Raw genomic sequence first — 22,859 nt, 5'->3', positions numbered from 1 at the left:
TTTCAACCATGCGGCAGCAGCGGACGGGCGACCGGCATCGCCCGCCTTCCCGTGCTCATTCTTCCGCAAAAAAGTCGGAATCAATGCGTTTGAGCTGGTAACTGGCCGCCACCGACACGCCCAGATCGTGTTCGATCATCAAATCGGCCAGGCGCTGGCCGTCGATCAGCACCACCTTGTACTGGGTGTTGGTGGCGGCGTAGTCGCGCGCCTCCTGTGAAAAGCGCGAGGTGGTAATGAAAACGCCCTTGCTCGCGCGCTGGCCGGCCAGTGCGCCGACAAACTGCTGGATGTCCGGGCGCCCCACGACATTGGTCCAGCGCTTGGCCTGCAGATAAATGGCGTCCAGCCCCAGGCGGTCCTCGTTGATGACGCCGTCAATGCCACCATCGCCGCTGCGCCCGACGGCGCGGCCCGCCTCCTCGCGGCTGCCGCCATAGCCCATCTTGATCATCAGCTGCACCACCAAGCGTTCGAAATAGGCAGGGGAGCAGGAAGCCACTCGCTCCAGGACTTCGTCTGCCAGTGCTGTCAGTGCCTTCTGGTATGCCGATTCAATGATTTCGTCTGGCGTCAAATCCGACACCAATCCGATGGAACTGCCCAGTTGCTCAGGCGCCGCCTTCGTTTTCGAACCGCTCCTGAACGCCATGAAATCCGGATACCGAGTCAGAAACTCCACGTCGATATGACGTGGTTTCTGGTTCACTGCCTCACGACCAAGATCGGTGATTTGCACGTTCCCGCGCTTGGGTTGGCATACCAATCCAGCTTTTTTCAAGTAGGTCTTGGCCCACCCCACACGGGACGCAAAAGTCAAAGTACCGCCACTGGGCAGCAACTGCATCCGCTCTTCCGCAGTCAGGTGAAACTCGTCAGCCAATTCCTGCTGCAGTTCCTTCAAAACGCGCTCACGCCCATCGGACAACCGAAGCAACAAAGGCAACATCAAGGTTTCGTAGTCGGGAATCGCCATCCATCCTCCAAAAACAAAGGGCGCCCGAAGGCGCCCCGGAATTTTGCCCGAAGGCCTACCTGCTATCAGTTAACCGCCGGCAGCGGATTGCGCAGCCGGATATGCAGCTCGCGCAGCTGTTTTTCATCCACCGGCGACGGCGCCTGGGTGAGCAAATCCTGCGCACGCTGGGTCTTGGGGAAGGCGATCACGTCGCGGATCGACTCGGCGCCGGCCATCAGTGTGATCAGGCGATCGAGGCCAAAGGCCAGGCCGCCGTGCGGGGGCGCGCCGTACTGCAGCGCGTCCAGCAGGTAGCCGAACTTGGCGCGCTGCTCCTCGGGCGTGATGTTGAGTGCTGCAAACACCTTGGCCTGCACGTCGGCGCGGTGGATACGCACCGAGCCACCGCCCATCTCCCAGCCATTCAGAACCATGTCGTAGGCCTTGGACAGGCAGGCGCCCGGATCGCTGTCCATCAAGTCCTCGTGGCCGTCCTTGGGCGAGGTGAACGGGTGGTGCACCGCCACCCAGCGGTTGTCCTCTTCGTCGTGCTCGAACATCGGGAAGTCCACCACCCACAGCGGCGCCCAGCGGTCTTCGAACAGGCCGTTCTTCTTGCCGAACTCGCCCAGGCCAACCTTCAGGCGCAGCGCGCCAATGCTGTCGTTGACCACCTTGGCCTTGTCCGCGCCAAAGAACAGGATGTCGCCGTCCTGCGCGCCGGTGCGCTTCAAGATTTCGGCAATCGCAGCGTCGTGAATGTTCTTGACGATGGGCGACTGCAGGCCGTCGCGCCCCTTCGCCACTTCGTTGACCTTGATCCAGGCCAGGCCCTTGGCGCCATAGATCTTGACGAAGTCGGTGTAGCCGTCGATCTCGCCACGGCTGATCGCAGCGCCGCCGGGCACGCGCAATGCCACTACGCGCCCGCCCTTGCTCGTCGCCGGTGCCGAGAACACCTTGAAGTCCACGTCGGCCATCACGTCGGTCAGCTCGGTGAATTCGAGCTTGACGCGCAGGTCGGGCTTGTCCGAGCCGAAGCGGGCCATGGCCTCCTGGTAGGCCATGGTCGGGAACTCACCAAGGTCGACGCCCAACTGCTGCTGGAACACCTCCTTGACCATGCGCTGGAAGATGGCGCGGATCTCTTCCTCGCCCAGGAACGAAGTTTCGCAGTCGATCTGCGTGAACTCGGGCTGGCGGTCGGCGCGCAGATCCTCGTCGCGGAAGCACTTGGTGATCTGGTAGTAGCGGTCGTAGCCGGCCACCATCAGCATCTGCTTGTACAGCTGGGGCGACTGCGGCAGCGCGAAGAACTGGCCGTCGTGGACACGCGAAGGCACCAGGTAGTCGCGCGCGCCCTCCGGCGTGCTCTTTCCCAGCATGGGCGTCTCGATGTCGATGAAACCCTCTTTGTCGAGAAAGTTGCGCACCTGGATCGCTGTCTTGTAGCGCAGCATCATGTTGCGCTGCATCACCGGGCGGCGCAGATCCATCACGCGGTGGGTGAGGCGCGTAGTCTCCGACAGGTTGTCGTCGTCCATCTGGAACGGCGGCGTGACCGAGGCGTTGAGCACCACAAGCTCGTGGCACAGCACCTCGATCTGGCCGCTTTTCAGCTTGTCGTTGGTGGTGCCCTCGGGGCGCGCGCGCACCAGACCCACGACCCGCACGCAGAATTCGTTGCGCACGTCTTCGGCCACCTGGAACATCTCGGGGCGGTCGGGGTCGCAGACCACCTGCACATAGCCTTCGCGGTCGCGCAGGTCGATGAAGATCACGCCGCCATGGTCGCGGCGGCGGTTGACCCAGCCGCACAGGGTGACGGTTTGGCCCATCAGGGCTTCGGTGACGAGACCACAGTAGTGGGAGCGCATGGACATGGTGTTTTTTCTTTCCGGCGCCCCCGCGGGACGCGATTGAAACAAGGCTTAGGCGACGCCGCGGTCGATGGCCGCGACCGGGTCGGGCGGCGTCACGACGCCCATCGAGACGATGTATTTGAGCGCGGCGTCGATGCTCATCTCCAGCTCGATGCAGTCGCTTTTTCGCACGATGACGAAATAGCCGCTGGTGGGGTTGGGCGTGGTCGGCACGTAGACGCTGACGAAGTCGTCGCGCAGCCAGCCGGCCACCTCACCACCGGGCGCGCCGGTAATGAAGGCCACGGTCCACACGCCCTCGCGCGGCCACTGCACTAGCACCGCGGTGCGAAACGCGTTGCCGCTCTCGGAAAACAGCGTGTCAGAGACCTGCTTGACGCTCGAATAGATCGAGCGCACGACCGGAATGCGGCTGACCAGCGCGTCGCCCCACTCCACCAGCTTGCGGCCGGCAAAGTTGCTGGCCAGCGCGCCGACGATCAACAGAATGGCCAGCGTGAGCAGCACGCCAAAGCCGGGAATGTGAAAGCCCAGCAGGCGGTCGGGCTGCCAGGCCTCGGGCAGGATGGCCAGGGTCTGGTCCAGCGCGCCGACGATGGAGGTGAGCACCCAGGCGGTGATGACGCCGGGCACGACGACCAGCAGGCCGGTGAAGAACCACTTGCGCAAGCCACCCATGCCAATGCCCTCGCGTCAGGCCGCCGTGCCCAGGCTGGCTGCGGGGCTGGCGCCGGCCGCGCCCTCGGCAGAAGACGTGGATGCGCCTTCGGCCGGCGCGCTCTTGCGGCCGCTGAAGTCGGTCGCGTACCAGCCGCTGCCCTTGAGCTGAAAGCCCGCGGCCGTCAACTGCTTGGCAAACCCGTCCTCGCCGCAGGCGGGGCACTGGGTCAGCGGGGCATCAGAGATTTTCTGCAGCACGTCGCGGGCGTGGCCGCAGGCGCTGCAACGGTAGGCATAGATCGGCATGGACAGCCCTGGCAATTGCGCAAAACCGCCCATTATAGGCAGCCGGCTGCGTGCCGGCGGGCACGGGGCGGCCCATATTCAGGCCGGGCTGCCCTGGTAATGCGGCGTGCGGCCCTTGTGGTCAGCAATGAACTGCGGCGCCAGCGAACCGCCGATCATGCCGACGAACGCCGCGATCAGGCCGGCCAGCTGCTGCGGAAAGGCCTCGTTGAGCACCGGGCTGGCGACGAACCACAGCCACACCACGATGCCCAGCGCCACCGCCAGCAGCGCGCCCTGGGTGGTGGCGCGCTTCCAGTACACGCCCATCAGCAGGGGCACGAAGGCGCCGACCAGCGGCACCTGGTAGGCGCCGGAGACCAGCTCGTAGATCGACGAGCCCTCCATGGTGATCGAATACACCAGCACGCACAGCGTGAAGACCAGCACGCTGATTCGCATGGCCTTGAGCGTCTGCTGGTCGCTCATGCCGGGCTTGAGGTTGCGCAGGATGTTCTCGACGAAGGTGGTCGACGGCGCCAGCAGCGTGGCCGACGCGGTGGACATGATGGCCGACAGCAGCGCGCCGAAGAAGGCCACCTGGAGCGGCACCGGCATGCGCTCAAGCACCAGCGTGGGCAGAACCTTCTGCGGGTCGTCGTCCAGCAGCGTGGCCACCTCGGGCATGACCATCAGCGCCGAGATCACGACGAACATCGGCACGAAGGCGAAGCCGATGTAGAGGATGCCGCCGATGACCGGACCGCGCTGCGCGGTCGTGGCGTTGTTGGACGACATGACGCGCTGGAACACGTCCTGCTGCGGAACCGAGCCCAGCATCATCGTGATCGCCGCGGCAAAGAAGAAGGTCCACTCCCTGGCGCCGCCCGTGGGCAGCAGGTTGAACTTGCCCTCGCGCGCCGCGTAGTCGACGACCTTGCCCGCCCCGCCGGCCATGTCGGCCGCGTACCAGGCGATCAGCAGCAGGCCGGCGGCGATCACGATCATCTGCACGAAGTCGGTCATCGCCACCGACCACATGCCGCCGTACAGCGTGTAGATCAGCACGACGGCGGTGCCGATCACCATGCCCCAGGACATCGAGATCGCGCCATGGCTCAGGATGTTGAACACCAGGCCCAGCGCCGTGACCTGCGCGCCCACCCAGCCCAGGTAGCTGAAGATGATGATGCTCGAACACATCACCTCGACCGCCCGGCCATAGCGCTGGCGGTAGTAGTCGCCGATGGTGATGATGTTCATCGCGTACAGCTTGCGCGCGAAGAACAGGCCGACCAGCACCAGGCACATGCCGGCGCCAAAAGGGTCTTCAACGGTGCCGCCCAGCCCCTCCTTGACGAACTGCGCCGGCGCGCCCAGCACCGTCTCGGAGCCGAACCAGGTGGCGAACGTGGTGGCGATCACCACCGCCAGCGGCAGGCTGCGCCCGGCCACCGCGTAGTCGGCCGTGTTGTGCACGCGCCGCGCGGCCCACAGGCCGATGGCGATCGACGCCGCCAGGTACAGAACGATGAAAGTCACCAACATGCGCGCTGCTCCGCTCTAGTACAGCAACCTGGAAGTAGAGGAACACAATGAAAGCGATGGATTCGCGCCCAGGGCAAGGCGCAAACCGCAGCGATAGCCGTAGCTATCGCGAGGATTTGCAACGCCGCCATGGGTGCGAAGGCACGCTTTCATGTTTCGATATTTCCGGGTTGCTGTACTAGTGCCGTATTGAAGGAAAAACGACGCGCATTATCTGGGCATCGACGCCCCCGCGGCCGTCCTGCGGCGCACAGTGTTGTAAGAAGCCCGAAAGCCGGCGGCGCGGAGCGCCTACCAGAGGGAGATGCGCACGATGGCCTGCACCACCACCAGGCCCAGCACAAAGCCCAGGCCGGCGTACAGCAGCGCCTGCAGCAGCCGGTTGGTGCGCCGCTGCTCGGCCAGCAGCTGCTGCAGCTGCGCCTGCTGCGGGCCGTGCTCGTGGCGCAGGCGCTCGTGCAGCAGGTAGGGCAGCTCGGGCAGGATCTTGGCGTAGCGCGGCGCCTGGGCCTTGAGCTCGCGCCACAGGCGCTGCGGGCCCATCTGTTCGAGCATCCACTTTTCCAGGAACGGCTTGGCCGTGCTCCACAGGTCCAGCTCGGGGTCGAGCTGGCGCCCCAGGCCCTCGATGTTGAGCAGCGTCTTTTGCAGCAGCACCAGCTGGGGCTGGATCTCGACCTGGAAGCGCCGCGAGGTCTGGAACAGCCGCAGCAGCACCATGCCGAGCGAGATCTCCTTGAGCGGGCGGTCGAAGTACGGCTCGCAGACACTGCGGATCGCCGCCTCCAGCTCGTTGACGCGCGTCGCCTGCGGCACCCAGCCGCTTTCGATGTGCAGCTCGGCCACGCGCTTGTAGTCGCGCCGGAAGAACGCGGTGAAGTTCTGCGCCAGGTATTCCTTGTCCACCTCGGTGAGCGAGCCGACGATGCCGAAGTCGAGCGACACGTAGCGCCCGAAGGTGGCCGCGTCCAGGCTCACCTGGATGTTGCCCGGATGCATGTCGGCGTGGAAGAACCCATCGCGAAACACCTGGGTGAAGAAGATGGTCACGCCGTCGCGCGCCAGCTTCGGGATATCCACGCCCGCCTCGCGCAGGCGCTGCACCTGGCTGATGGGCACGCCCTTCATGCGCTCCATCACCATCACGTCGTTGTGGCACAGATCCCAGAAAATCTCCGGGATCAGCACCAGGTCAAGGCCATCCATGTTGCGCCGCAACTGGGCGGCGTTGGCCGCCTCGCGCACCAGGTCGAGCTCGTCGTGCAGATAGGTGTCGAACTCGCGCACCACCTCGCGCGGCTTGAGGCGCTTGCCATCGGCCGACAGCGACTCGACCCAGCCGGCCATCATGCGCATCAGCGCCAGGTCCTTGTTGATCACCGCCAGCATGCCCGGGCGCAGCACCTTGACTGCCACCTCACGCTCATGTCCCTGGCGATCGCGGATCACGGCAAAGTGCACCTGGGCGATCGACGCGCTGGCCACGGGCTCGCGCTCGAACGAGACGAAGATCTGATCGATCGGCTTGCCGAACGAGCGCTCGATGGTGGCAATGGCGATCTGCGGGTCGAACGGCGGCACGCGATCCTGCAGCAGCGCCAACTCGTCGGCGATGTCCTGCGGCATCAGGTCGCGCCGGGTGGAGAGCACCTGGCCGAACTTGACGAAGATCGGCCCCAACCGCTCCAGCGCCTCGCGCAGGCGCTGGCCGCGCGGCGCGTCCAGGCGCCGGCCCACGGTGACCAGGCGGGTCAGCAGCCTCACCCAGGGCCGCGAAAAACTGGACAGCACCAGCTCATCCAGCCCATAGCGCAGCGCCACCCAGACGATGGTGATGCCCCGGAAAAAGCGCACCATGGTCAGAAACGGTGCGGTGCGCCGTCAGGGCGCTGGCGGGCCGCAGGCGCAAAACGCTGCAGCGCCTCGGCCACGCCCTGCGCCAGGCGCGCCAGCGTGTGCGCCGGCGCGTCGCCAACCAGGCGCGCCAGGTCGTCCTCGACGTCCCAGCGCACATGCTCTACCACCCAGTTGATCTCGCCGGCCAGCTGCACGTCGCCCTCGATGCGCACCGTGGGCTTGTCGCCGCGCAGCACGCCGCTGGCCAGCGCCAGCGCCGAGGCCTCGGTCACCTCCACGCGCAGGCTGGGCGTCGCGCCCACGGGCGCCAAGTCCAGAAGCCCGGCCGGCGTGATCTGCAACCCGATGTGAAAACCGCGCCACTGCACCTGGGCCGTGCGCCCGCTCTGGCGCGCCAGGCGCGCCATGGCCTCGCTCTCCTGCATCAGCACATGGTTGAGGAACAGAACCAGGCGGTGCTGCACTTCGTGCACCAGCCATTGCGGCGGCTGCGGCGGCGCGGGCAGACGCTCGCGCAGGCCGTCCAGAAAAGAAAAAGGGGACTGCATAGGCATGTCCCCGATTATCCACTGCGCCACCGCCCCGGAAGCCTCCGGGGCGCGGCGGGTATTACTGTAGCGCCTGCAGCCCCGCCACCAGCCAGCCGCTGGCGCCGCTCTTGGACTTGGTCATGTTCCAGACCTCGCGGAAGGGGTTCAGCCCCGCGCCCAGCTCCTCGCGGCTCATGCCCGAGAACTCTACGCTGGCCATGTAGCTGTCGCCCAGATCCTCGATGCCCAGCAGCTGCGCCTCCAGCCCCTCGATGTGGGTGACGTTGGGCGCGCCGCCGCTTTGCGCTTCGCGCTCGCTCAGCTGCTGTCGGATTTCTTCGAGCATGTCGTCGGTCATCATCGAGCGCAGCATGGTCATGTCGGCGCGATCCCAGGCGTCCTGCAGCGTGGTGAAGTTGCGCTTGGCGGCCTCCAGAAAGCCCGTCGTGTCAAAGCCCTGCGGAATGCCCCAGTTCTGCGATCCGGCCAGGGCCGAGCCGATCAGGCTGGCGCCGCCGCCCGCCGCGCCGTTGCCGGCGAACTGCTCCCATGGACGTGCCGAGGCGTCATTGCCCACCTTCTCGGGCTTGTACTGGCGCGCCATCGGTGCCTGGTCGGGCGCCGCGCCTGCAGCGCCCTGGTAGGCCAGCGGCCCCGCGCCCGCGGGCTTGCCTGCCCGCTTGAGGCGGCTGAAGACCGCAAACGCCGCCAGCGCCAGCAGCGCGATCAGCAGGAACTGGCCGAACTCGGCCCCCAGCCCCAGCGAGCTGGCCAGCCAGGCCAGGCCCAGGCCGGCGGCCAGGCCGCCGAGCATCGCGCCCCAGGGCTTCTTGCCCGCGGCCGCAGCGCCGGCGTTGGCCGCCGCGGGTTTGGGCGCCGTCGCGGCGTTGCCGGCCGCGTTCTGGCCCGGCGCCGCGGGCGTTGCCGGGCGCACGGCCTCGCGCTGCGTCACGTTGTTGGACTGCTTGCCGAACGAGCGGCCGCCCCCCATGCGGCGGGCGGCGTCGGCATCCATGTGCACCACGGCCAGCATCGCCACCAAAACCACAGACCACAGTGTCCTCATGTCATCTCCAATGCTTGAGCACAGTTCAAAAAAATCAGCACTTGATACCGACGTGCAGCGCCACGATGCCGCCCGTCATGTTGTGATAGTCCACATGGCCGAAGCCGTTGGCCTTCATCAGGGCCTTGAGCTCTTCCTGGCCCGGGTGCATGCGAATCGACTCGGCCAGGTAGCGGTAGCTGTCGGCATCGCCGGCCACCATCGAGCCCAGGCGCGGCAGCACGTTGAACGAGTACCAGTCGTAGGCCTTCTCCAGCGGCTTGGCGACGCGCGAGAACTCCAGCACCAGCAGGCGCCCGCGCGGCTTGAGCACGCGCGCCATCTCGGCGATCGCGCCGTCCTTGTGCGTCATGTTGCGCAGGCCAAAGGCCACGCTGACCAGGTCGAAGTGGTTGTCCGGAAAGGGCAGTTGCTCGGCGTCGCACACCAGCGTGGGCAGCACCACGCCCTTGTCGATCAGGCGGTCGCGCCCCACGCGCAGCATGGCTTCATTGATGTCGGTGTGCACCACACGGCCGGTCGCGCCGACCTTCTTGGAAAACGCCAGCGACAGGTCGCCGGTGCCGCCTGCGATGTCCAGCACCTCGTCGCCCTCGCGCAGGTTGGCGACCATCACGGTGTAGGCCTTCCACGCGCGGTGCATGCCAGCGGACATCAGGTCGTTCATGATGTCGTACTTGCCGGCCACCGAGTCGAACACGCCGCGCACGCGCCGCGCCTTGTCGTGTTCGTCGACCGTCTGGAATCCGAAATGCGTGGTACTCATGCCGCGATGCTAGGGGCAGCGGCGCGGCGCTGCGGCACAAACCCCGAATGTCTCCGGGGCTTGTGTCGCAATTTGGTTGAATTGCGCAGGCGCTCTGGCCCGCCAACGGCGCGGCTCAGCCGCTGCAGCCACAGCCGCTGCCGCAACCCTCGTCGGCCGGCGCGCGCTTCTTGGTGACCGAGGTGACCTTGGGCGCCATCGACGCGTCGCGGTTCAGCCCCGCGTCCTGCAGCCGCTGCAGGTAGCGCGCCATCAGCTCTTGCTGGTCGCTTCCCAGGTGGTACAGGTAGTCCCAGGTGAAGATGCCGCTGTCGTGGCCGTCGGAGAACAGCGGCTTGATCGCATAGTGGCCCATGGGCTCGATCTCGGTGATCGTCACATCGCGCTTGCCGGTCTGCAGCACCTCCTGGCCCGGGCCGTGGCCCTGCACCTGTGCCGACGGCGAGTACACGCGCATCAGCTCGAACGGAATCTGGAACTGCGCGCCGTCGGAGAACGCAATCTCAAGCACGCGCGACTGGCCGTGGACAGTGATGGACTGGGGGGTGGGAGCGACAACGCTGGCTGAGGCCATGGCGGCACCTTCAATGGCAGTGGACTGCAACGATTGTGGCGGCAACGCCGCTCAGGCCGACAGGCGGCGGTGCAATTCCGCGTCGATCGCAGGACATTGCGCCGCCACCGCGGCTTCGCGCCCCGCATCGCGCACACGCACGGCGCCAGTCCACACCGGTGCGGGAAAGTGGCTGTCCCAGTCGAAGCGCGCAATGACGTGCCAATGCAGGTGCGGCACGACGTTGCCCAGCGTCGCCAAATTGATCTTGGTCGGCGCAAGTTTTTCGCGCAGCACCTGCTCGATCAGCGTGACCACGTCCATGCAGCGCTGGCGGTCGCCCGGCGCAAGATCGGAAAACTCGGCCACGTGTGCGTTCCAGACGACGCGGTAGAAGGCTGGAAAGCCGGCCTCGTCGGCGCGGATGACGCGCAGCTTCTCGCCGCGCCAGACCAGCTGGCCGCCTTCGGTGGTGCAAAGGGCACAACTCATACAAGCACCCGCTCGATGCCGCCGGCGTTGGCGCGCGCCACGTACTCGGGCAGCCAGTTGTCGCCCAGGATCTGCTTGCACATCTCGACGACGATGTAGTCGGCCTCCAGCAGCCCGGTGGTCAAATCGTTCTCGTAGCGCGACACGCCCTGCAGGCAACTGGGGCAGCTGGTCAGCAGCTTGATGTTGTCCTGGGCGCCCACCGCGCCGCTGGCACGCAGGGCAGCTTCGCCCTTCCTGATCTCTTCGGTCTTGCGAAAGCGCACCTGGGTGGAAATGTCGGGGCGCGAGACGCCCAGCGTGCCCGACTCGCCGCAGCAGCGATCGCTCTTCAAGACCTTGTCGCCCACCAGCGCGCGCACCGTCGCCATGGAGTCGCCCTGTTTCATCGGGTTGTGGCAGGGCTCGTGGTACAGAAACCCGCCCTGGCCCGCCGGCAGCGTGATGCCTTTCTCCAGCAGAAATTCGTGGATGTCGACGATGCGGCTGCCGGGGAAGATCTTGTCGAACTCGTAGCCCTGCAGTTGGTCGTAGCAGGTGCCGCACGACACGACCACGGTCTTGATGTCCAGGTAGTTCAGCGTGGTGGCCACGCGGTGGAACAGCACGCGGTTGTCGGTGATCATCTTGTCGGCCTTGTCCTGCAGGCCGTTGCCGCGCTGCGGGTAGCCGCAGCAAAGATACCCGGGCGGCAGCACCGTCTGCACGCCGGCATGCCACAGCATGGCCTGCGTCGCCAGGCCGACCTGGCTGAACAAGCGCTCGGAGCCACAGCCGGGGAAGTAGAACACCGCCTCGCTGTCGCTGCTGGTTGCCGGGTCGCGGATGATGGGCACGTAGTCCTTGTCCTCGATGTCCAGCAGCGCGCGCGCCGTCTTCGTCGGCAGGCCGCCAGGCAGCTTCTTGTTGACGAAGTGGATCACCTGCTCCTTGATCGGCGCTGCGCCCACCGTCGCCGGCGGGCGGGCGGTCTGCGGGCGGCTCACGCTGCGCAGTGCATCGACGGCCGCGCGCTGCGCGGGAAAGCCGACGTTGACCATGCCCGCGCGCAGCACCTTGATGGTGCGCGGCTCGGTGGTGTTGAGCATGGCCATGGCCAGCTTGTTGCCGGCGCGCCAGCTTTTTTTGTCCATCTTGACCAGCAGGTTGCGCATGGCCATGGTCACGTCGCCAAAGTCGATCTTGACCGGACAGGGGTTGAAGCACTTGTGGCAGATGGTGCAGTGGTCGGCCACGTCCTCGAACTCCTGCCAGTGGTGGCTGGAGATGCCCCGGCGCGTCTGCTCCTCGTACAGAAACGCCTCGGCCAGGAGCGACGTGGCGAGGATCTTGTTGCGCGGGCTGTACAGCAGGTTGGCGCGCGGCACGTGCGTGGCGCACACCGGCTTGCACTTGCCGCAGCGCAGGCAGTCCTTGACGCTGGCGACGATGGCGCCAATGTCGCTCTGCTGCATGATCAGCGACTCGTAGCCCATCAGGCCGAAGCTGGGCGTGTAGGCATTGGTCAGGTCGGCAAACTGCAGCGAGCGGCGCGTCTGCCGATGGGCCGGCGCATCCTGCAGCGCCGGCGCGCCATGACCGCGCAGCAGCTTGCCCCGATTGAAGCGCCCCTCGGGGTCGACGCGGCGCTTGTACTCGGCAAACGGTGCCAATTCCTCATCGGTCAGGAATTCGAGCTTGGTGATGCCGATGCCGTGCTCGCCAGAGATCACGCCATCCAGGCTGCGCGCCAGGGCCATGATGCGGCCCACCGCCTCATGCGCCGTCTGCAGCATCGCGTAGTCGTCGCTGTTGACCGGGATGTTGGTGTGCACGTTGCCGTCGCCCGCGTGCATGTGCAGCGCCACCCAGACGCGGCCCTTGAGCACCTTCTGGTGGATGGCGGCAGCTTCCTTCAGGATGGGTTCGAACGCCGCGCCGGCAAAAATGTCGGCCAGCGGCTTTTGCAGCTGCGCCTTCCAGCTGGCGCGCAGCGAATGGTCTTGCAGTTGCGGGAACAAGGCCTCCACGCCGTCGAGCCAGCCCTGCCACAGCGTACGCACCTCGGCCACCAGGGCCTGCGCCTGCGCCACGCGGTCGCCCAGCAGGGTCTGATCCGAAATCCCCTGGGTATCGCCCAGCGCACCCAGCGGCAGGTCGCTGCGCGCAAAAAAGGCCGCCAGCGCGTCGCACAGCGCCAGCTTGTTGCGCAGGGAGAGCTCGATGTTGATGCGCTCGATGCCGTCGGTGTACTCGGCCATGCGCGGCAGCGGGATGACCACGTCCTCGTTGATCTTGAAGGCGTTGGTGTGTTTGGAAATGGCCGCGGTGCGCTTGCGGTCCAGCCAGAATTTCTTGCGTGCCTCGCTGCTGACCGCGGTAAAGCCCTCGCCTTCGCGCGAGTTGGCAATGCGCACCACCTCGGCCGTCGCGCGCGCCACGGCGTCGGGGTCGTCGCCAACGATGTCGCCGATCAGCACCATCTTCGGTAGCTTGCCGCCGCCCTTCTTGCTCTTGGTGGCGTAGCCCACGGCCTTCAAATACCGGTCGTCCAGGTGCTCCAGGCCCGCGAGCAGAACGCCACTGCGCTTTTGCTCGGCGAACATGAAGTCCTTGATCTCGACGATGCTGGGCACCGCCAGCTTGGCCGAACCAAAAAATTCGAGGCACACGGTGCGCGTGTGCGCCGGCATGCGGTGCACGATCCAGCGCGCGCTGGTGATCAGACCGTCCGTGCCCTCCTTCTGCACGCCGGGCAGGCCGGCGAGGAATTTGTCGGTCACGTCCTTGCCCAGGCCCTCCTTGCGGAAGGTCTTGCCGGGGATGTCCAGGCGCTCGGTGCGGATCGGCGTGCGGCCGTCTGCCTCGAAATACCGCAGCTCGAAGCTGGCCACCTCCACGTCGTGGATCTTGCCCAGGTTGTGGTCGATGCGCGTGACCTCCAGCCACTGCGCATCGGGCGTCACCATGCGCCAGCTCGCCAGGTTGTCCAGCGCCGTGCCCCACAGCACGGCCTTCTTGCCGCCGGCGTTCATCGCGATGTTGCCGCCGATGCAGCTGGCTTCGATCGAGGTCGGGTCGACCGCGAATACATAGCCCGCCGCCTCGGCCGCATCGGCCACGCGCTGCGTCACCACGCCGGCCTCGCTCCACACGGTGGGCACGTCGTGATCAAGGCCGGGCAGGCGCACCATTTCCACCGCGCTCATGGCTTCGAGTTTTTCGGTGTTGATGACGGCGCTGCGCCAGGTCAGTGGAATGGCGCCGCCCGTGTAGCCCGTGCCGCCGCCGCGCGGAATGATGGTCAGATCCATCTCGATGCAGGCGGCCACCAGCGCGGCCATCTCGGCCTCGGTGTCGGGCGTGAGCACGACGAAGGGAAACTCGACGCGCCAGTCGGTGGCGTCGGTCACGTGGCTGACGCGCGACAGCCCGTCGAACTTGATGTTGTCCTTGGCAGTGTGGCGGCCCAGGCGTTTTTCGACCTGCTTGCGCATAGCCGCCACTTCGACCAGCGTGGCGTCGAACTCGGCAATCGCACGGTGGGCCGCCAGCGACAGCTCGCCGACGCGGCGGTCGCGCTCGAGGTCTTCCTGCGGCGTGCGGCGCTTCTCGATCTCGCCCATGCGGTGGCGCATTGCGTCCACCAGCTGCTTGCGCCGGCCGGGGTTGTGGATCAGGTCGTCCTGCAGATAGGGATTGCGCTGCACCACCCAGATGTCGCCCAACACCTCGTAGAGCATGCGCGCGGAGCGTCCGGTGCGCCGCTCGCGGCGCAGCTGGTCCAGCAGCGCCCAGGCAGGCGCGCCCAGCAGGCGGATGACGATTTCGCGGTCGGAAAACGAGGTGTAGTTGTACGGAATCTCGCGCAGGCGCACGGGCTCGTCATTGTGGGCGCGCTGCAATGCGGCCAGCTCGATCGGAGCGTTCATGGGAACAGTCTGAGGGGGCGCTGTGCTCGCCCTGGTTGCGTGGGGACGCGAATTTTAAGCCGGCACCGGGAAATCCCGCAGCCAGGCTCCGCGTAGCCCCTACGCAGGCGTCAGAGCCGTCCTCAGAACAGCACGCGGCAGCGCAGCGTGCCTGGCACCTCGGCCAGCTTGTGCAGCGCCAGGTCGCTGGACTTGGCGTCCAGGTCGATCACCACGTAGCCGATGGCCTCGTTGGTCTGCAGGTACTGCGCCGAGATGTTGACGTCGTTGTCCGACAGGATGCGGTTGATCTGCGAGAGCACGCCCGGCTGGTTGCGGTGCACGTGCAGCACGCGGTGCTTGCCCGGATGCTCGGGCAGCGCCACCTCGGGGAAGTTGACCGACGAGGTACTGGTGCCGTTGTCGCTGTAGCGAATCAGCTTGGCCGCCACCTCCACGCCGATGTTGGCCTGCGCCTCCATGGTCGAGCCGCCGATGTGCGGCGTCAGGATGACGTTGTCCAGTCCGCGCAGCGGCGAGACGAACTCGTCCTTGTTGCTCTTGGGCTCGGTCGGGAACACGTCGACTGCCGCGCCCAGCAGCTTCTTGTCGCGAATCGCCTGCGCCAGCGGCTCGATCTCGACCACGGTGCCGCGCGAAGCGTTGATGAAGATGGCGCCGGGCTTCAACTGCGCGATCTCGGCCGCCTTGATCATCCACTTGGTCGACGGCAGGTCGGGCACGTGCAAGCTGACGATATCGCTCGTGGCCAGCAGCTCGTGCAGGCTGGCGGCCTGGTGGGCGTTGCCCAGCGGCAGCTTGGCGACCACGTCATGGAACTGCACATGCATGCCCAGGCCCTCGGCCAGCACCGACAGCTGCGAGCCGATGGCGCCGTAGCCGACGATGCCCAGCGTCTTGCCGCGCGCCTCGTAGGCGTTGGTCGCGCTCTTGAGCCAGCCGCCGCGATGCGCCGCAGCATTCTTCTCGGGAATGCCGCGCAGCAGCAGGATGGCCTGGGCCAGCACCAGCTCGGCCACCGAGCGCGTGTTGGAGTACGGTGCGTTGAAGACCGCAATGCCCTTCTCGCGCGCCACCTTCAGGTCGACCTGGTTGGTGCCAATGCAAAAGCACCCGATGGCCACCAGCTTGTGCGCGTGTTCGAGCACCTGCGCGGTCAGCTGGGTGCGCGAGCGCACGCCGATGAAGTGCACGTCGGCGATCTTGCGCAAGAGCTCCTCGCCTTCGAGCGCACCGGGCAACAGCTCGACGTTGGTGTAGCCCGCCGCGTGCAGCGCGTCGACGGAATTCTGGTGAACGCCTTCGAGCAACAGGAACTTGATCTTGCTTTTGTCCAGAGAGGTTTTGGGCATGGTTTCAACAATGGGAAGTATGGAAACGGCGGCGCTGCACCGCAAAAGTGTCAGCTGCAATGACTCTTATCATTGTGCATTGCATCAATTTTTGCCGCTGCCCGGGGGATTTCCATACCCTGCGCCGGGACATTGCGCGCGCAATCGCGCACAAAAACACACAAACAATCAATTTCGCACACAAACAAACCGTCCGATGCCACAATCACCGCCGCAGCCGTCGTGACGGGTTTCCCCGGTTGTTGCACGTTTTTGCGTATGCGACAACGCCACACGCCTGTCATGAAACCGCGCCATCATTGCGGCTTTCCGTTTCCCATTCCATCCGAGGAGTCTTCATGCAACTCAAACACATTGCACTGGCCGCAGCCGTGCTGGCCAGCAGCCTCGCCGCCCAGGCGCAGACCGAGATCCAGTGGTGGCACTCGATGACCGCCGTGAACAACGAGTGGGTCAACGACCTGGCCAAGCAGTTCAACGAGAGCCAGAAGGAATACAAGGTGGTTCCCACCTTCAAGGGCAGCTACCCCGAGAGCATGACCGCCGCGATCGCCGCGTTCCGCTCGGGCAACGCCCCGCACATCCTGCAGGTGTTCGAAGTGGGCACGGCCACGATGATGGCCAGCAAGGGCGCCACGGTACCCGTGGGCAAGGTGATGAAGGACGCCGGTGTCAACTTCGACCCCAGCACCTACATTCCTGCCGTGGCCGGCTACTACACCGCTCCCAACGGCCAGATGCTGAGCTTTCCGTTCAACAGCTCGACCACGGTGTTCTATTACAACAAGGACGCTTTCCAGAAGGCCGGCCTGAACCCGGACAACCCGCCCAAGACCTGGCCCGAGGTGTTCGACGCCACGGCCAAGCTCAAGGCCAGCGGCCACAGCTGCCCGATGACGCTGGCCTGGATGGGCTGGACGCAGCTCGAATCGTTCTCGACCTGGCACAACGTGGAGTTCGCCACGCACAAGAACGGCCTGGCCGCCGACGGCTACAAGGCGCGCCTGAAGATCGACTCGCCGCTGCACGTGCGCCACTTCGACGACCTTGCCCGGCTCGCCAAGAACGGCGAGTTCGTCTACAAGGGCCGCAACTCCGACGCGCAGGCCTCGTTCACCTCGGGCGAGTGCGCCATGATCCAGACCTCCTCGGGCTATTACGGCGACGCAGCCAAGAACGCCAAGTTCAAGTTCGGCATCTCCACCCTGCCCTACTACCCCGACGTCAAGGGAGCGCCGCAGAACACCGTGATCGGCGGCGCCTCGCTGTGGGTCATGTCCGGCAAGAAGGCCGAGGAATACAAGGCCGTCGCCAAGTTCTTCGAATTCCTGTCCGACACCAAGGTGCAGGCCGCCAGCCACCAGCGCACCGGCTACCTGCCGATCACCACCGCCGCCTACGAGCTGACCAACGCCTCGGGCTTCTACGAGCGGCACCCCGGCACCGACGTGGCCGTCAACCAGATGGTGCGCAAGGTGACCGACAACTCGCGCGGCATCCGCCTGGGCAACTACGTGCAAATCCGCACCATCGAGGACGAGGAGACCGAGCAGATCTGGGCCGGCAAGAAGAGCGCCAAGGAGGCCCTGGACGCCATCGTCTCGCGCGGCAACGAGCTGCTGGCGCGCTTCGAGAAATCCTACAAGCCATAAGGCAGTGCGCGCCCGCGCCCCCAGGGCGCGCGCCGCACGGCCACGGCTTTTCCCTCCGCCATCACCGGGCGGATTTTTCGTTTGTGACCCGCCATGGAAAAACGCGTACTGTTTCGATCGGCCTGGCTGCCCTGGGCCTTGCTGCTGCCCCAGCTGGCCGTCATCGGCGTCTTCTTCTTCTGGCCTGCGTTCCAGGCGGTGCTGCAGTCCTTTCAGATGGAAGACGCCTTCGGCATGAGCACCGAATGGGTGGGCCTGCAGAACTTCCGGCAGTTGCTGCAGGATCCGACCTACCTGAATTCCTTCCAGCGCACCGCGCTGTTCTCGGCGCTGGTGGCCGGCATCGGCATTGCGCTGGCGCTGGCGCTGGCCATTTTTGCCGACCGCATCGTGCGCTTTGCCATGGTCTACAAGACGCTGCTGATCGTTCCCTACGCGGTCGCACCCGTCATTGCCGGCGTGCTGTGGGTGTTTCTCTTCTCGCCATCGATCGGCGTCATCGCCTACGGCCTGGGCAAGCTGGGCTACCAGTGGAACCACCTGATGAACGAGAACCAGGCCATGGCGCTGATCGTGCTCGCCTCGGTCTGGAAGCAGATCTCCTACAACTTCCTTTTCTTCCTGGCAGGGCTGCAGTCCATCCCCAAGGCGCTGATCGAGGCCGCCTCCATCGACGGCGCCGGCCCGTGGCGGCGCTTCTGGAACATCCAGCTGCCGTTGCTGTCGCCCACCACCTTCTTCCTGCTGGTGATCAACATTGTCTACGCCTTCTTCGACACCTTCGGCATCATCGACGCGGCGACGCAGGGCGGTCCCGGCCAGTCGACTTCTATCCTGGTCTACAAGGTGTATCTCGACGGCTTCAAGGCGCTGGACCTGGGCGGCTCGGCCGCGCAATCGGTCATCCTGATGATCATCGTCATCGCATTGACCGTGATCCAGTTCCGCTACGTCGAGAAGAAAGTCCAGTACTGAGGTTTTTATGGTTGACCGCAATCCCTGGCTGACATTTTTCTCGCATGCCGTGCTCATTCTGGGCGTGGCGATCATCGTGTTCCCGCTCTACCTGGCGCTGGTCGCGTCCACGCACACGGCCGAGGCCATCGTGCAGCTGCCCATGCCGCTCTTGCCCGGCAGCCACATGTGGGAGAACTACCGCGACGCGCTCGTGGGCGCGGGCAAGCTGGGCTCGACCGCCACCGTGCTGCGCATGATGTGGGTGAGCTTCGTCGTCGCGATGATCATCACCGTCGGCAAGATCGCAATCTCGCTCTTGTCGGCGTTCGCCATCGTGTACTTCCGCTTCCCGTTCAAGATGCTGTGCTTCTGGGCCATCTTCGTGACGCTGATGCTGCCCGTGGAAGTGCGCATCCTGCCGACCTACCAGGTGGTCGCGCAGCTCGGCCTGCTCAACAGCTACATGGGCCTGTCGCTGCCCCTGATCGCCTCGGCCACGGCCACCTTCCTGTTCCGCCAGTTCTTCCTCACCGTGCCCGACGAGCTGGTGGAAGCCTCGCGCATCGACGGCGCCGGCCCGATGCGCTTCTTCAAGGACATCCTGGTGCCGCTGTCGCGCACCTCGATCGCGGCGCTGTTCGTGATCCAGTTCATCTACGGCTGGAACCAGTACCTGTGGCCACTGCTCATGACCACCAGCGAGGACATGTACCCGGTGGTCATCGGCATCAAGCGCATGCTCGCCGGCGGCGAGGCCGCGGTGGACTGGAACATCGTCATGGCCACCGCCATCATCGCCATGGTGCCGCCCACCTGCGTCGTCATCCTGATGCAGAAATGGTTCGTCAAGGGCCTGGTCGACACCGAGAAATAAGCACCGCACAACGCTCACATCCCTCATGGCATCCATCTCTCTCAAGAACATCGTCAAGCGCTACGGCAGCGGCAAAACGGCCGTGCCGGTCATCCATGGCGTCGACGCAGAAATCCACGACGGCGAATTCGTCGTCCTCGTCGGGCCGTCGGGCTGCGGCAAATCGACACTCTTGCGCATGATCGCCGGACTCGAAGAAATCACCGGCGGCGACCTGTTCATCGGCGAGCGGCGCGTCAACGACCTGGAGCCGGCCAAGCGCAACATCGCCATGGTGTTCCAGAACTACGCGCTCTACCCGCACATGAGCAACTACGAGAACATGGCCTACGGCCTCAAGCTCGCCAAGGTGCCCAAGGACGAAATCCAGCGCCGCGTGGACAAGGCCGCCGAGATCCTGCAACTGTCGCACCTGCTCGAACGCAAGCCGCGCCAGCTCTCGGGCGGCCAGCGCCAGCGCGTGGCCATGGGCCGCGCCATCGTGCGCGAGCCGCAGGTGTTCCTGTTCGACGAGCCGCTCTCGAACCTGGACGCCAAGCTGCGCGGCCAGACGCGCATCCAGATCCAGAAGCTGCACGCCGAACTGGGCATCACCAGCCTGTTCGTCACCCACGACCAGGTCGAGGCGATGACGCTGGCGCAGCGCATGATCGTGATGAACGCCGGCAACGTGGAGCAGTTCGGCACGCCCGAGGAGGTCTACCACCGCCCGGCGACCATCTTCGTCGCCAGCTTCATCGGCTCGCCGCCAATGAATCTGCTAAAAAACGCCCCGGGCGGACGGGCCGGCCGCATCCTGGGCATACGCCCCGAGCACATCGACCTGGTCGACGCCGGCGGCTGGGAGTTCCAGGTCGAGACCGTCGAGCTGCTGGGCGCCGAGCGCCTGCTCTACGGCAAGGTGGGCGGCGAGGACGTCACGGTGCGCACCGAGGAAGGCCAGCCCTACCCCAAGCCGGGCAGCAGCGCGCGCATTGCGCCGCGCGAAGAGCGCCTGCACTGGTTCGACGCCCAGACCGAGAAACGGACCGACGCATGAGCACCGCACTGCCCCCCTGGCCCTACCCGCGCTGGATTGCCCACCGCGGCGCAGGCAAGCTGGCGCCCGAAAACACCATGGCCGCCTTCCGCCTGGGCGCGCAATACGGCTGGCGCATGTTCGAGACCGACGCCAAGCTGTCGAGCGACGGCGTCGTGTTTCTGATGCACGACAGCCACCTGGAGCGCACGACCAACGGCCACGGCGTTGCCGGCGACCTGCCCTGGGGGCAACTGGCACAACTTGACGCCGGCGGCTGGCACTCGCGCCAGTACGCGGGCGAGCCGCTGCCCACGCTGGAGAACGTCGCGCGCTGGTGCCTGGCCAACCACTATCACCTGAACATCGAGATCAAGCCCACGCCGGGCACTGCGCTCGAGACCGGCCGCGCCGTCGCGCAGCTGGCCGCGCGCCTGTGGCAGAGCCAGGCGGTGGCACCGCTGCTGTCCTCGTTCCAACCCGAAGCGCTGCAAGGCGCGCGCAAGGCCGCGCCGCAGCTGCCGCGCGCCCTGCTGGTCGACGCCTTCGCCGACGGCTCGGGCGACGCCGCTCTGGCGCAGGCCGCCAGCCTGGGTTGCTGCGCGCTGGTTCTCAACCACGCGTTGTGGAACGCCGCGCTGGTGACCCGCGCGCATGCCGCCGGGCTGCGCTGCGTCAGCTACACGCCCAACGACGAATGGGCGGCGCAGCGCCTGATCGACCTGGGCACCGATGCCGTCATCACCGACCGCGTCGAGCTGTTCAGCCCCGCCGCCTGATCACTGTCGATTCAACGCCGCCAGCCGCGCAACCCCAGCCAGTGGCTGGTCGCGCAGGCCAGCACCAGCGCGGCGTAGGTCGCCATGCGGCCGTCGTCGCCGGCAAGCAACAGTCCTGCCAGCAACACCGCGCAGCCCACCGCGCTGTCGGCCAGCCACACCCGCCGCCAGCGCCCCACCAGGCGGGCGCGCCAGGCCAGCGCCGAGCACAGCAGCAGCCACGACGCCAGCGCAAACGCCGGCGCCAGCAGGTTCAGCACATGGTTGAAGGCAGCGAGCAAGGACATGACAGTGATGCAGATCAAGGTTTAAATCCGGGCATTCCCCTGATTGCGCCGCAAATTTTATAATCCGCCTCCATGGCAGTCTGGGCATTGGGCATCAACCACCACACGGCTCCGCTGGATTTGCGGGGCCGCTTTGCGTTTGCGCTCGACCGCATCACGCCTACGCTGCAGGGCCTGCGCCAGTCGCTGGCCGGCAGCGGCCACGGCCAGGGCGTTGAAACCGCCATCCTGTCGACCTGCAACCGCACCGAGATCTACTGCGCCGCCAACCAGATCGCGCCCGAGCACACGCTCGCCTGGCTGGCGCAAAGCGGCGGCGTCAGCGCCGAGGTGCTGCGCTCGCACGCCTACCTGCTGGAGGACGGCCCGGTGGCGCGCCACGCGTTTCGCGTGGCCAGCGGCCTCGACTCGATGGTGCTGGGCGAGGCGCAGATCCTCGGCCAGCTCAAGGACGCGGTGCGCGCCGCTGAAGGAGCGGGGGCGCTCGGCAGCACGCTCAACCAGCTGTTCCAGCGCAGCTTTGCCGTCGCCAAGGAGGTGCGCACCAGCACCGACATCGGCGCGCACAGCATCAGCATGGCCGCCGCCGCGGTGCGCCTGGCCGGCCAGCTGTTCGAAGACCTGGGCAAGATCCGCGTGCTGTTCGTCGGCGCCGGCGAGATGATCGAGCTGTGCAGCACGCACTTTGCCGCCAAGAACCCGCAGCACATCACGATTGCCAACCGCACGCTCGAGCGCGGCGAAAAGCTGGCCGCGCGCTTTGGCGCCCAGGTCATGCGCATGGCCGAGCTGCCCGAGCACTTGCACGAATACGACGCGGTGATCAGCTGCACCGCCAGCCAGTTGCCCATCATCGGCCTGGGCGCGGTCGAGCGCGCGCTGAAAAAACGCCGCCACCGCCCCATCTTCATGGTCGACCTGGCCGTGCCGCGCGACATCGAGCCCGAGGTGCAGCAGTTGCAGGACGTCTACCTGTACACCGTCGACGACCTGGCCGGCGTGGTGCAGACCGCGCAGGCCAGCCGCCAGGCGGCCGTGGCCCAGGCCGAGGCCATCATCGACGCCGGCGTGCAAAGCTTTCTGCACTGGATGGCGCTGCGCAGCCAGGGCGACGGCGTCGTGCCGCTGATCCGCCAGCTCAACGCCCAGGCCGACGAGTGGCGCGCGCTGGAGATCGCCCGCGCCAAGAAGCTGCTGGCCAAGGGAGAAGATGTCGACGCGGTGCTCGAAGCGCTCTCGCGCGGCCTGACCCAGAAAATGCTGCACGGCCCGCTGGCCGAGCTGCGCAGCAGCGACCCCGCGCAGCGCGAGCACACGGCGCAGACCGTCAGCCGCTTCTTCCTGCGCAAAAGCAGCCGCTGACCCGCGCCACGCCCGGCAACGCGCCGCGCGCATGCAAATAACGGCCGGTCTGCCGCCGGTGGTACAAAC

General features: G+C 66.2%; 20 protein-coding genes. 6 read left to right on the top strand and 14 right to left on the bottom strand.

The features are described 5' to 3' along the window. Nucleotides 1-55: 55 nt before the first annotated feature. The 13 genes from ABD767_RS05160 to serA form a co-directional block, all read right to left on the bottom strand. A complete protein-coding gene (locus ABD767_RS05160; RefSeq protein WP_103045064.1) occupies nucleotides 56-976 on the bottom strand; it encodes a restriction endonuclease in 921 nt (306 codons plus the stop codon). 65 nt (nucleotides 977-1,041) lie between these two features. After that, nucleotides 1,042-2,841, bottom strand: coding sequence for an aspartate--tRNA ligase (gene aspS, locus ABD767_RS05155; protein WP_103045065.1), 1,800 nt, complete (start codon nucleotides 2,839-2,841; stop codon nucleotides 1,042-1,044). A gap of 48 nt (nucleotides 2,842-2,889) precedes the next feature. Beyond that, nucleotides 2,890-3,519 (bottom strand): DUF502 domain-containing protein, encoded by a 630-nt coding sequence (locus tag ABD767_RS05150; protein WP_103045066.1) that lies wholly within the window; start codon nucleotides 3,517-3,519, stop codon nucleotides 2,890-2,892. A gap of 15 nt (nucleotides 3,520-3,534) precedes the next feature. Then, nucleotides 3,535-3,807, bottom strand: coding sequence for an FmdB family zinc ribbon protein (locus tag ABD767_RS05145; protein ID WP_103045067.1), 273 nt, complete (start codon nucleotides 3,805-3,807; stop codon nucleotides 3,535-3,537). 78 nt (nucleotides 3,808-3,885) lie between these two features. Beyond that, complete coding sequence (locus ABD767_RS05140) at nucleotides 3,886-5,334, bottom strand: sodium:solute symporter family transporter (protein WP_103045068.1); 1,449 nt, start codon at nucleotides 5,332-5,334, stop codon at nucleotides 3,886-3,888. Between the two features lie 291 nt (nucleotides 5,335-5,625). Then, on the bottom strand, nucleotides 5,626-7,191 hold the full coding sequence (ubiB, locus tag ABD767_RS05135; protein WP_103045492.1) for a ubiquinone biosynthesis regulatory protein kinase UbiB: 1,566 nt from the start codon (nucleotides 7,189-7,191) through the stop codon (nucleotides 5,626-5,628). 2 nt (nucleotides 7,192-7,193) lie between these two features. Further along, nucleotides 7,194-7,745 carry a hypothetical protein gene (locus tag ABD767_RS05130; RefSeq protein WP_103045493.1) on the bottom strand — a complete coding sequence of 184 codons (552 nt, stop codon included), beginning with the start codon at nucleotides 7,743-7,745 and terminating at the stop codon, nucleotides 7,194-7,196. Between the two features lie 55 nt (nucleotides 7,746-7,800). Beyond that, nucleotides 7,801-8,787 (bottom strand): TIM44-like domain-containing protein, encoded by a 987-nt coding sequence (locus tag ABD767_RS05125; RefSeq protein ID WP_103045494.1) that lies wholly within the window; start codon nucleotides 8,785-8,787, stop codon nucleotides 7,801-7,803. A 34-nt stretch (nucleotides 8,788-8,821) separates the two neighbouring features. Next, on the bottom strand, nucleotides 8,822-9,553 hold the full coding sequence (ubiE, locus tag ABD767_RS05120) for a bifunctional demethylmenaquinone methyltransferase/2-methoxy-6-polyprenyl-1,4-benzoquinol methylase UbiE (protein ID WP_103045495.1): 732 nt from the start codon (nucleotides 9,551-9,553) through the stop codon (nucleotides 8,822-8,824). 115 nt (nucleotides 9,554-9,668) lie between these two features. Further along, nucleotides 9,669-10,127, bottom strand: coding sequence for a gamma-butyrobetaine hydroxylase-like domain-containing protein (locus ABD767_RS05115; protein WP_103045496.1), 459 nt, complete (start codon nucleotides 10,125-10,127; stop codon nucleotides 9,669-9,671). Nucleotides 10,128-10,178: 51 nt separating this feature from the next. After that, complete coding sequence (locus ABD767_RS05110; protein ID WP_103045497.1) at nucleotides 10,179-10,598, bottom strand: HIT domain-containing protein; 420 nt, start codon at nucleotides 10,596-10,598, stop codon at nucleotides 10,179-10,181. Then, a complete protein-coding gene (locus tag ABD767_RS05105; RefSeq protein WP_103045498.1) occupies nucleotides 10,595-14,509 on the bottom strand; it encodes a DUF3683 domain-containing protein in 3,915 nt (1,304 codons plus the stop codon). Before ABD767_RS05105 ends, ABD767_RS05110 begins: the two co-directional genes overlap by 4 nt. Nucleotides 14,510-14,631: 122 nt before the next feature. After that, nucleotides 14,632-15,861, bottom strand: a complete 1,230-nt coding sequence (gene serA, locus ABD767_RS05100; RefSeq protein WP_103045499.1) for a phosphoglycerate dehydrogenase — start codon at nucleotides 15,859-15,861, stop codon at nucleotides 14,632-14,634. A gap of 338 nt (nucleotides 15,862-16,199) precedes the next feature. Between serA and ugpB the strand changes: the two genes are divergently transcribed. The 5 genes from ugpB (at nucleotide 16,200) to ugpQ (ending at nucleotide 21,141) form a co-directional block, all read left to right on the top strand. Continuing rightward, nucleotides 16,200-17,513 carry a sn-glycerol-3-phosphate ABC transporter substrate-binding protein UgpB gene (gene ugpB, locus ABD767_RS05095; RefSeq protein WP_103045500.1) on the top strand — a complete coding sequence of 438 codons (1,314 nt, stop codon included), beginning with the start codon at nucleotides 16,200-16,202 and terminating at the stop codon, nucleotides 17,511-17,513. Between the two features lie 93 nt (nucleotides 17,514-17,606). Next, nucleotides 17,607-18,488 (top strand): sn-glycerol-3-phosphate ABC transporter permease UgpA, encoded by an 882-nt coding sequence (gene ugpA, locus ABD767_RS05090; RefSeq protein WP_103045501.1) that lies wholly within the window; start codon nucleotides 17,607-17,609, stop codon nucleotides 18,486-18,488. A 7-nt stretch (nucleotides 18,489-18,495) separates the two neighbouring features. Further along, on the top strand, nucleotides 18,496-19,344 hold the full coding sequence (gene ugpE / locus ABD767_RS05085) for a sn-glycerol-3-phosphate ABC transporter permease UgpE (protein WP_103045502.1): 849 nt from the start codon (nucleotides 18,496-18,498) through the stop codon (nucleotides 19,342-19,344). A 25-nt stretch (nucleotides 19,345-19,369) separates the two neighbouring features. After that, nucleotides 19,370-20,383 (top strand): sn-glycerol-3-phosphate ABC transporter ATP-binding protein UgpC, encoded by a 1,014-nt coding sequence (ugpC, locus tag ABD767_RS05080; protein WP_103045503.1) that lies wholly within the window; start codon nucleotides 19,370-19,372, stop codon nucleotides 20,381-20,383. After that, the gene (ugpQ, locus tag ABD767_RS05075) at nucleotides 20,380-21,141 is read left to right on the top strand and encodes a glycerophosphodiester phosphodiesterase (protein ID WP_103045504.1); all 762 of its coding nucleotides are present in this window, start codon (nucleotides 20,380-20,382) and stop codon (nucleotides 21,139-21,141) included. Before ugpC ends, ugpQ begins: the two co-directional genes overlap by 4 nt. A gap of 11 nt (nucleotides 21,142-21,152) precedes the next feature. Here the strand turns inward: ugpQ and ABD767_RS05070 are convergent, their stop codons facing one another. Continuing rightward, nucleotides 21,153-21,428: a hypothetical protein gene (locus tag ABD767_RS05070; RefSeq protein WP_103045505.1), complete on the bottom strand. Its 276-nt coding sequence runs from the start codon at nucleotides 21,426-21,428 to the stop codon at nucleotides 21,153-21,155. Nucleotides 21,429-21,500: 72 nt separating this feature from the next. On the opposite strand from ABD767_RS05070, the gene hemA reads away from it, so the two are divergent. Further along, nucleotides 21,501-22,790 carry a glutamyl-tRNA reductase gene (hemA, locus tag ABD767_RS05065; protein WP_103045506.1) on the top strand — a complete coding sequence of 430 codons (1,290 nt, stop codon included), beginning with the start codon at nucleotides 21,501-21,503 and terminating at the stop codon, nucleotides 22,788-22,790. The last annotated feature ends 69 nt before the right edge of the window (nucleotides 22,791-22,859 follow it).

The sequence above is a fragment of the Comamonas faecalis genome (assembly GCF_039538025.1).
GTDB lineage: Bacteria > Pseudomonadota > Gammaproteobacteria > Burkholderiales > Burkholderiaceae_C > Comamonas_C > Comamonas_C faecalis.
Note: the sequence above shows the minus strand (reverse complement) of the source record. Positions and strands in the feature narration are given on the sequence as shown.

Bases quoted from the DNA above. Each gene is read 5' to 3' on its own strand.
- ABD767_RS05160 (WP_103045064.1), bottom strand. From the start codon at position 976: ATGGCGATTCCCGACTACGAAACCTTGATGTTGCCTTTGTTGCTTCGG.
- aspS (WP_103045065.1), bottom strand. From the start codon at position 2,841: ATGTCCATGCGCTCCCACTACTGTGGTCTCGTCACCGAAGCCCTGATG.
- ABD767_RS05150 (WP_103045066.1), bottom strand. From the start codon at position 3,519: ATGGGTGGCTTGCGCAAGTGGTTCTTCACCGGCCTGCTGGTCGTCGTG.
- ABD767_RS05145 (WP_103045067.1), bottom strand. From the start codon at position 3,807: ATGCCGATCTATGCCTACCGTTGCAGCGCCTGCGGCCACGCCCGCGAC.
- ABD767_RS05140 (WP_103045068.1), bottom strand. From the start codon at position 5,334: ATGTTGGTGACTTTCATCGTTCTGTACCTGGCGGCGTCGATCGCCATC.
- ubiB (WP_103045492.1), bottom strand. From the start codon at position 7,191: ATGGTGCGCTTTTTCCGGGGCATCACCATCGTCTGGGTGGCGCTGCGC.
- ABD767_RS05130 (WP_103045493.1), bottom strand. From the start codon at position 7,745: ATGCCTATGCAGTCCCCTTTTTCTTTTCTGGACGGCCTGCGCGAGCGT.
- ABD767_RS05125 (WP_103045494.1), bottom strand. From the start codon at position 8,787: ATGAGGACACTGTGGTCTGTGGTTTTGGTGGCGATGCTGGCCGTGGTG.
- ubiE (WP_103045495.1), bottom strand. From the start codon at position 9,553: ATGAGTACCACGCATTTCGGATTCCAGACGGTCGACGAACACGACAAG.
- ABD767_RS05115 (WP_103045496.1), bottom strand. From the start codon at position 10,127: ATGGCCTCAGCCAGCGTTGTCGCTCCCACCCCCCAGTCCATCACTGTC.
- ABD767_RS05110 (WP_103045497.1), bottom strand. From the start codon at position 10,598: ATGAGTTGTGCCCTTTGCACCACCGAAGGCGGCCAGCTGGTCTGGCGC.
- ABD767_RS05105 (WP_103045498.1), bottom strand. From the start codon at position 14,509: ATGAACGCTCCGATCGAGCTGGCCGCATTGCAGCGCGCCCACAATGAC.
- serA (WP_103045499.1), bottom strand. From the start codon at position 15,861: ATGCCCAAAACCTCTCTGGACAAAAGCAAGATCAAGTTCCTGTTGCTC.
- ugpB (WP_103045500.1), top strand. From the start codon at position 16,200: ATGCAACTCAAACACATTGCACTGGCCGCAGCCGTGCTGGCCAGCAGC.
- ugpA (WP_103045501.1), top strand. From the start codon at position 17,607: ATGGAAAAACGCGTACTGTTTCGATCGGCCTGGCTGCCCTGGGCCTTG.
- ugpE (WP_103045502.1), top strand. From the start codon at position 18,496: ATGGTTGACCGCAATCCCTGGCTGACATTTTTCTCGCATGCCGTGCTC.
- ugpC (WP_103045503.1), top strand. From the start codon at position 19,370: ATGGCATCCATCTCTCTCAAGAACATCGTCAAGCGCTACGGCAGCGGC.
- ugpQ (WP_103045504.1), top strand. From the start codon at position 20,380: ATGAGCACCGCACTGCCCCCCTGGCCCTACCCGCGCTGGATTGCCCAC.
- ABD767_RS05070 (WP_103045505.1), bottom strand. From the start codon at position 21,428: ATGTCCTTGCTCGCTGCCTTCAACCATGTGCTGAACCTGCTGGCGCCG.
- hemA (WP_103045506.1), top strand. From the start codon at position 21,501: ATGGCAGTCTGGGCATTGGGCATCAACCACCACACGGCTCCGCTGGAT.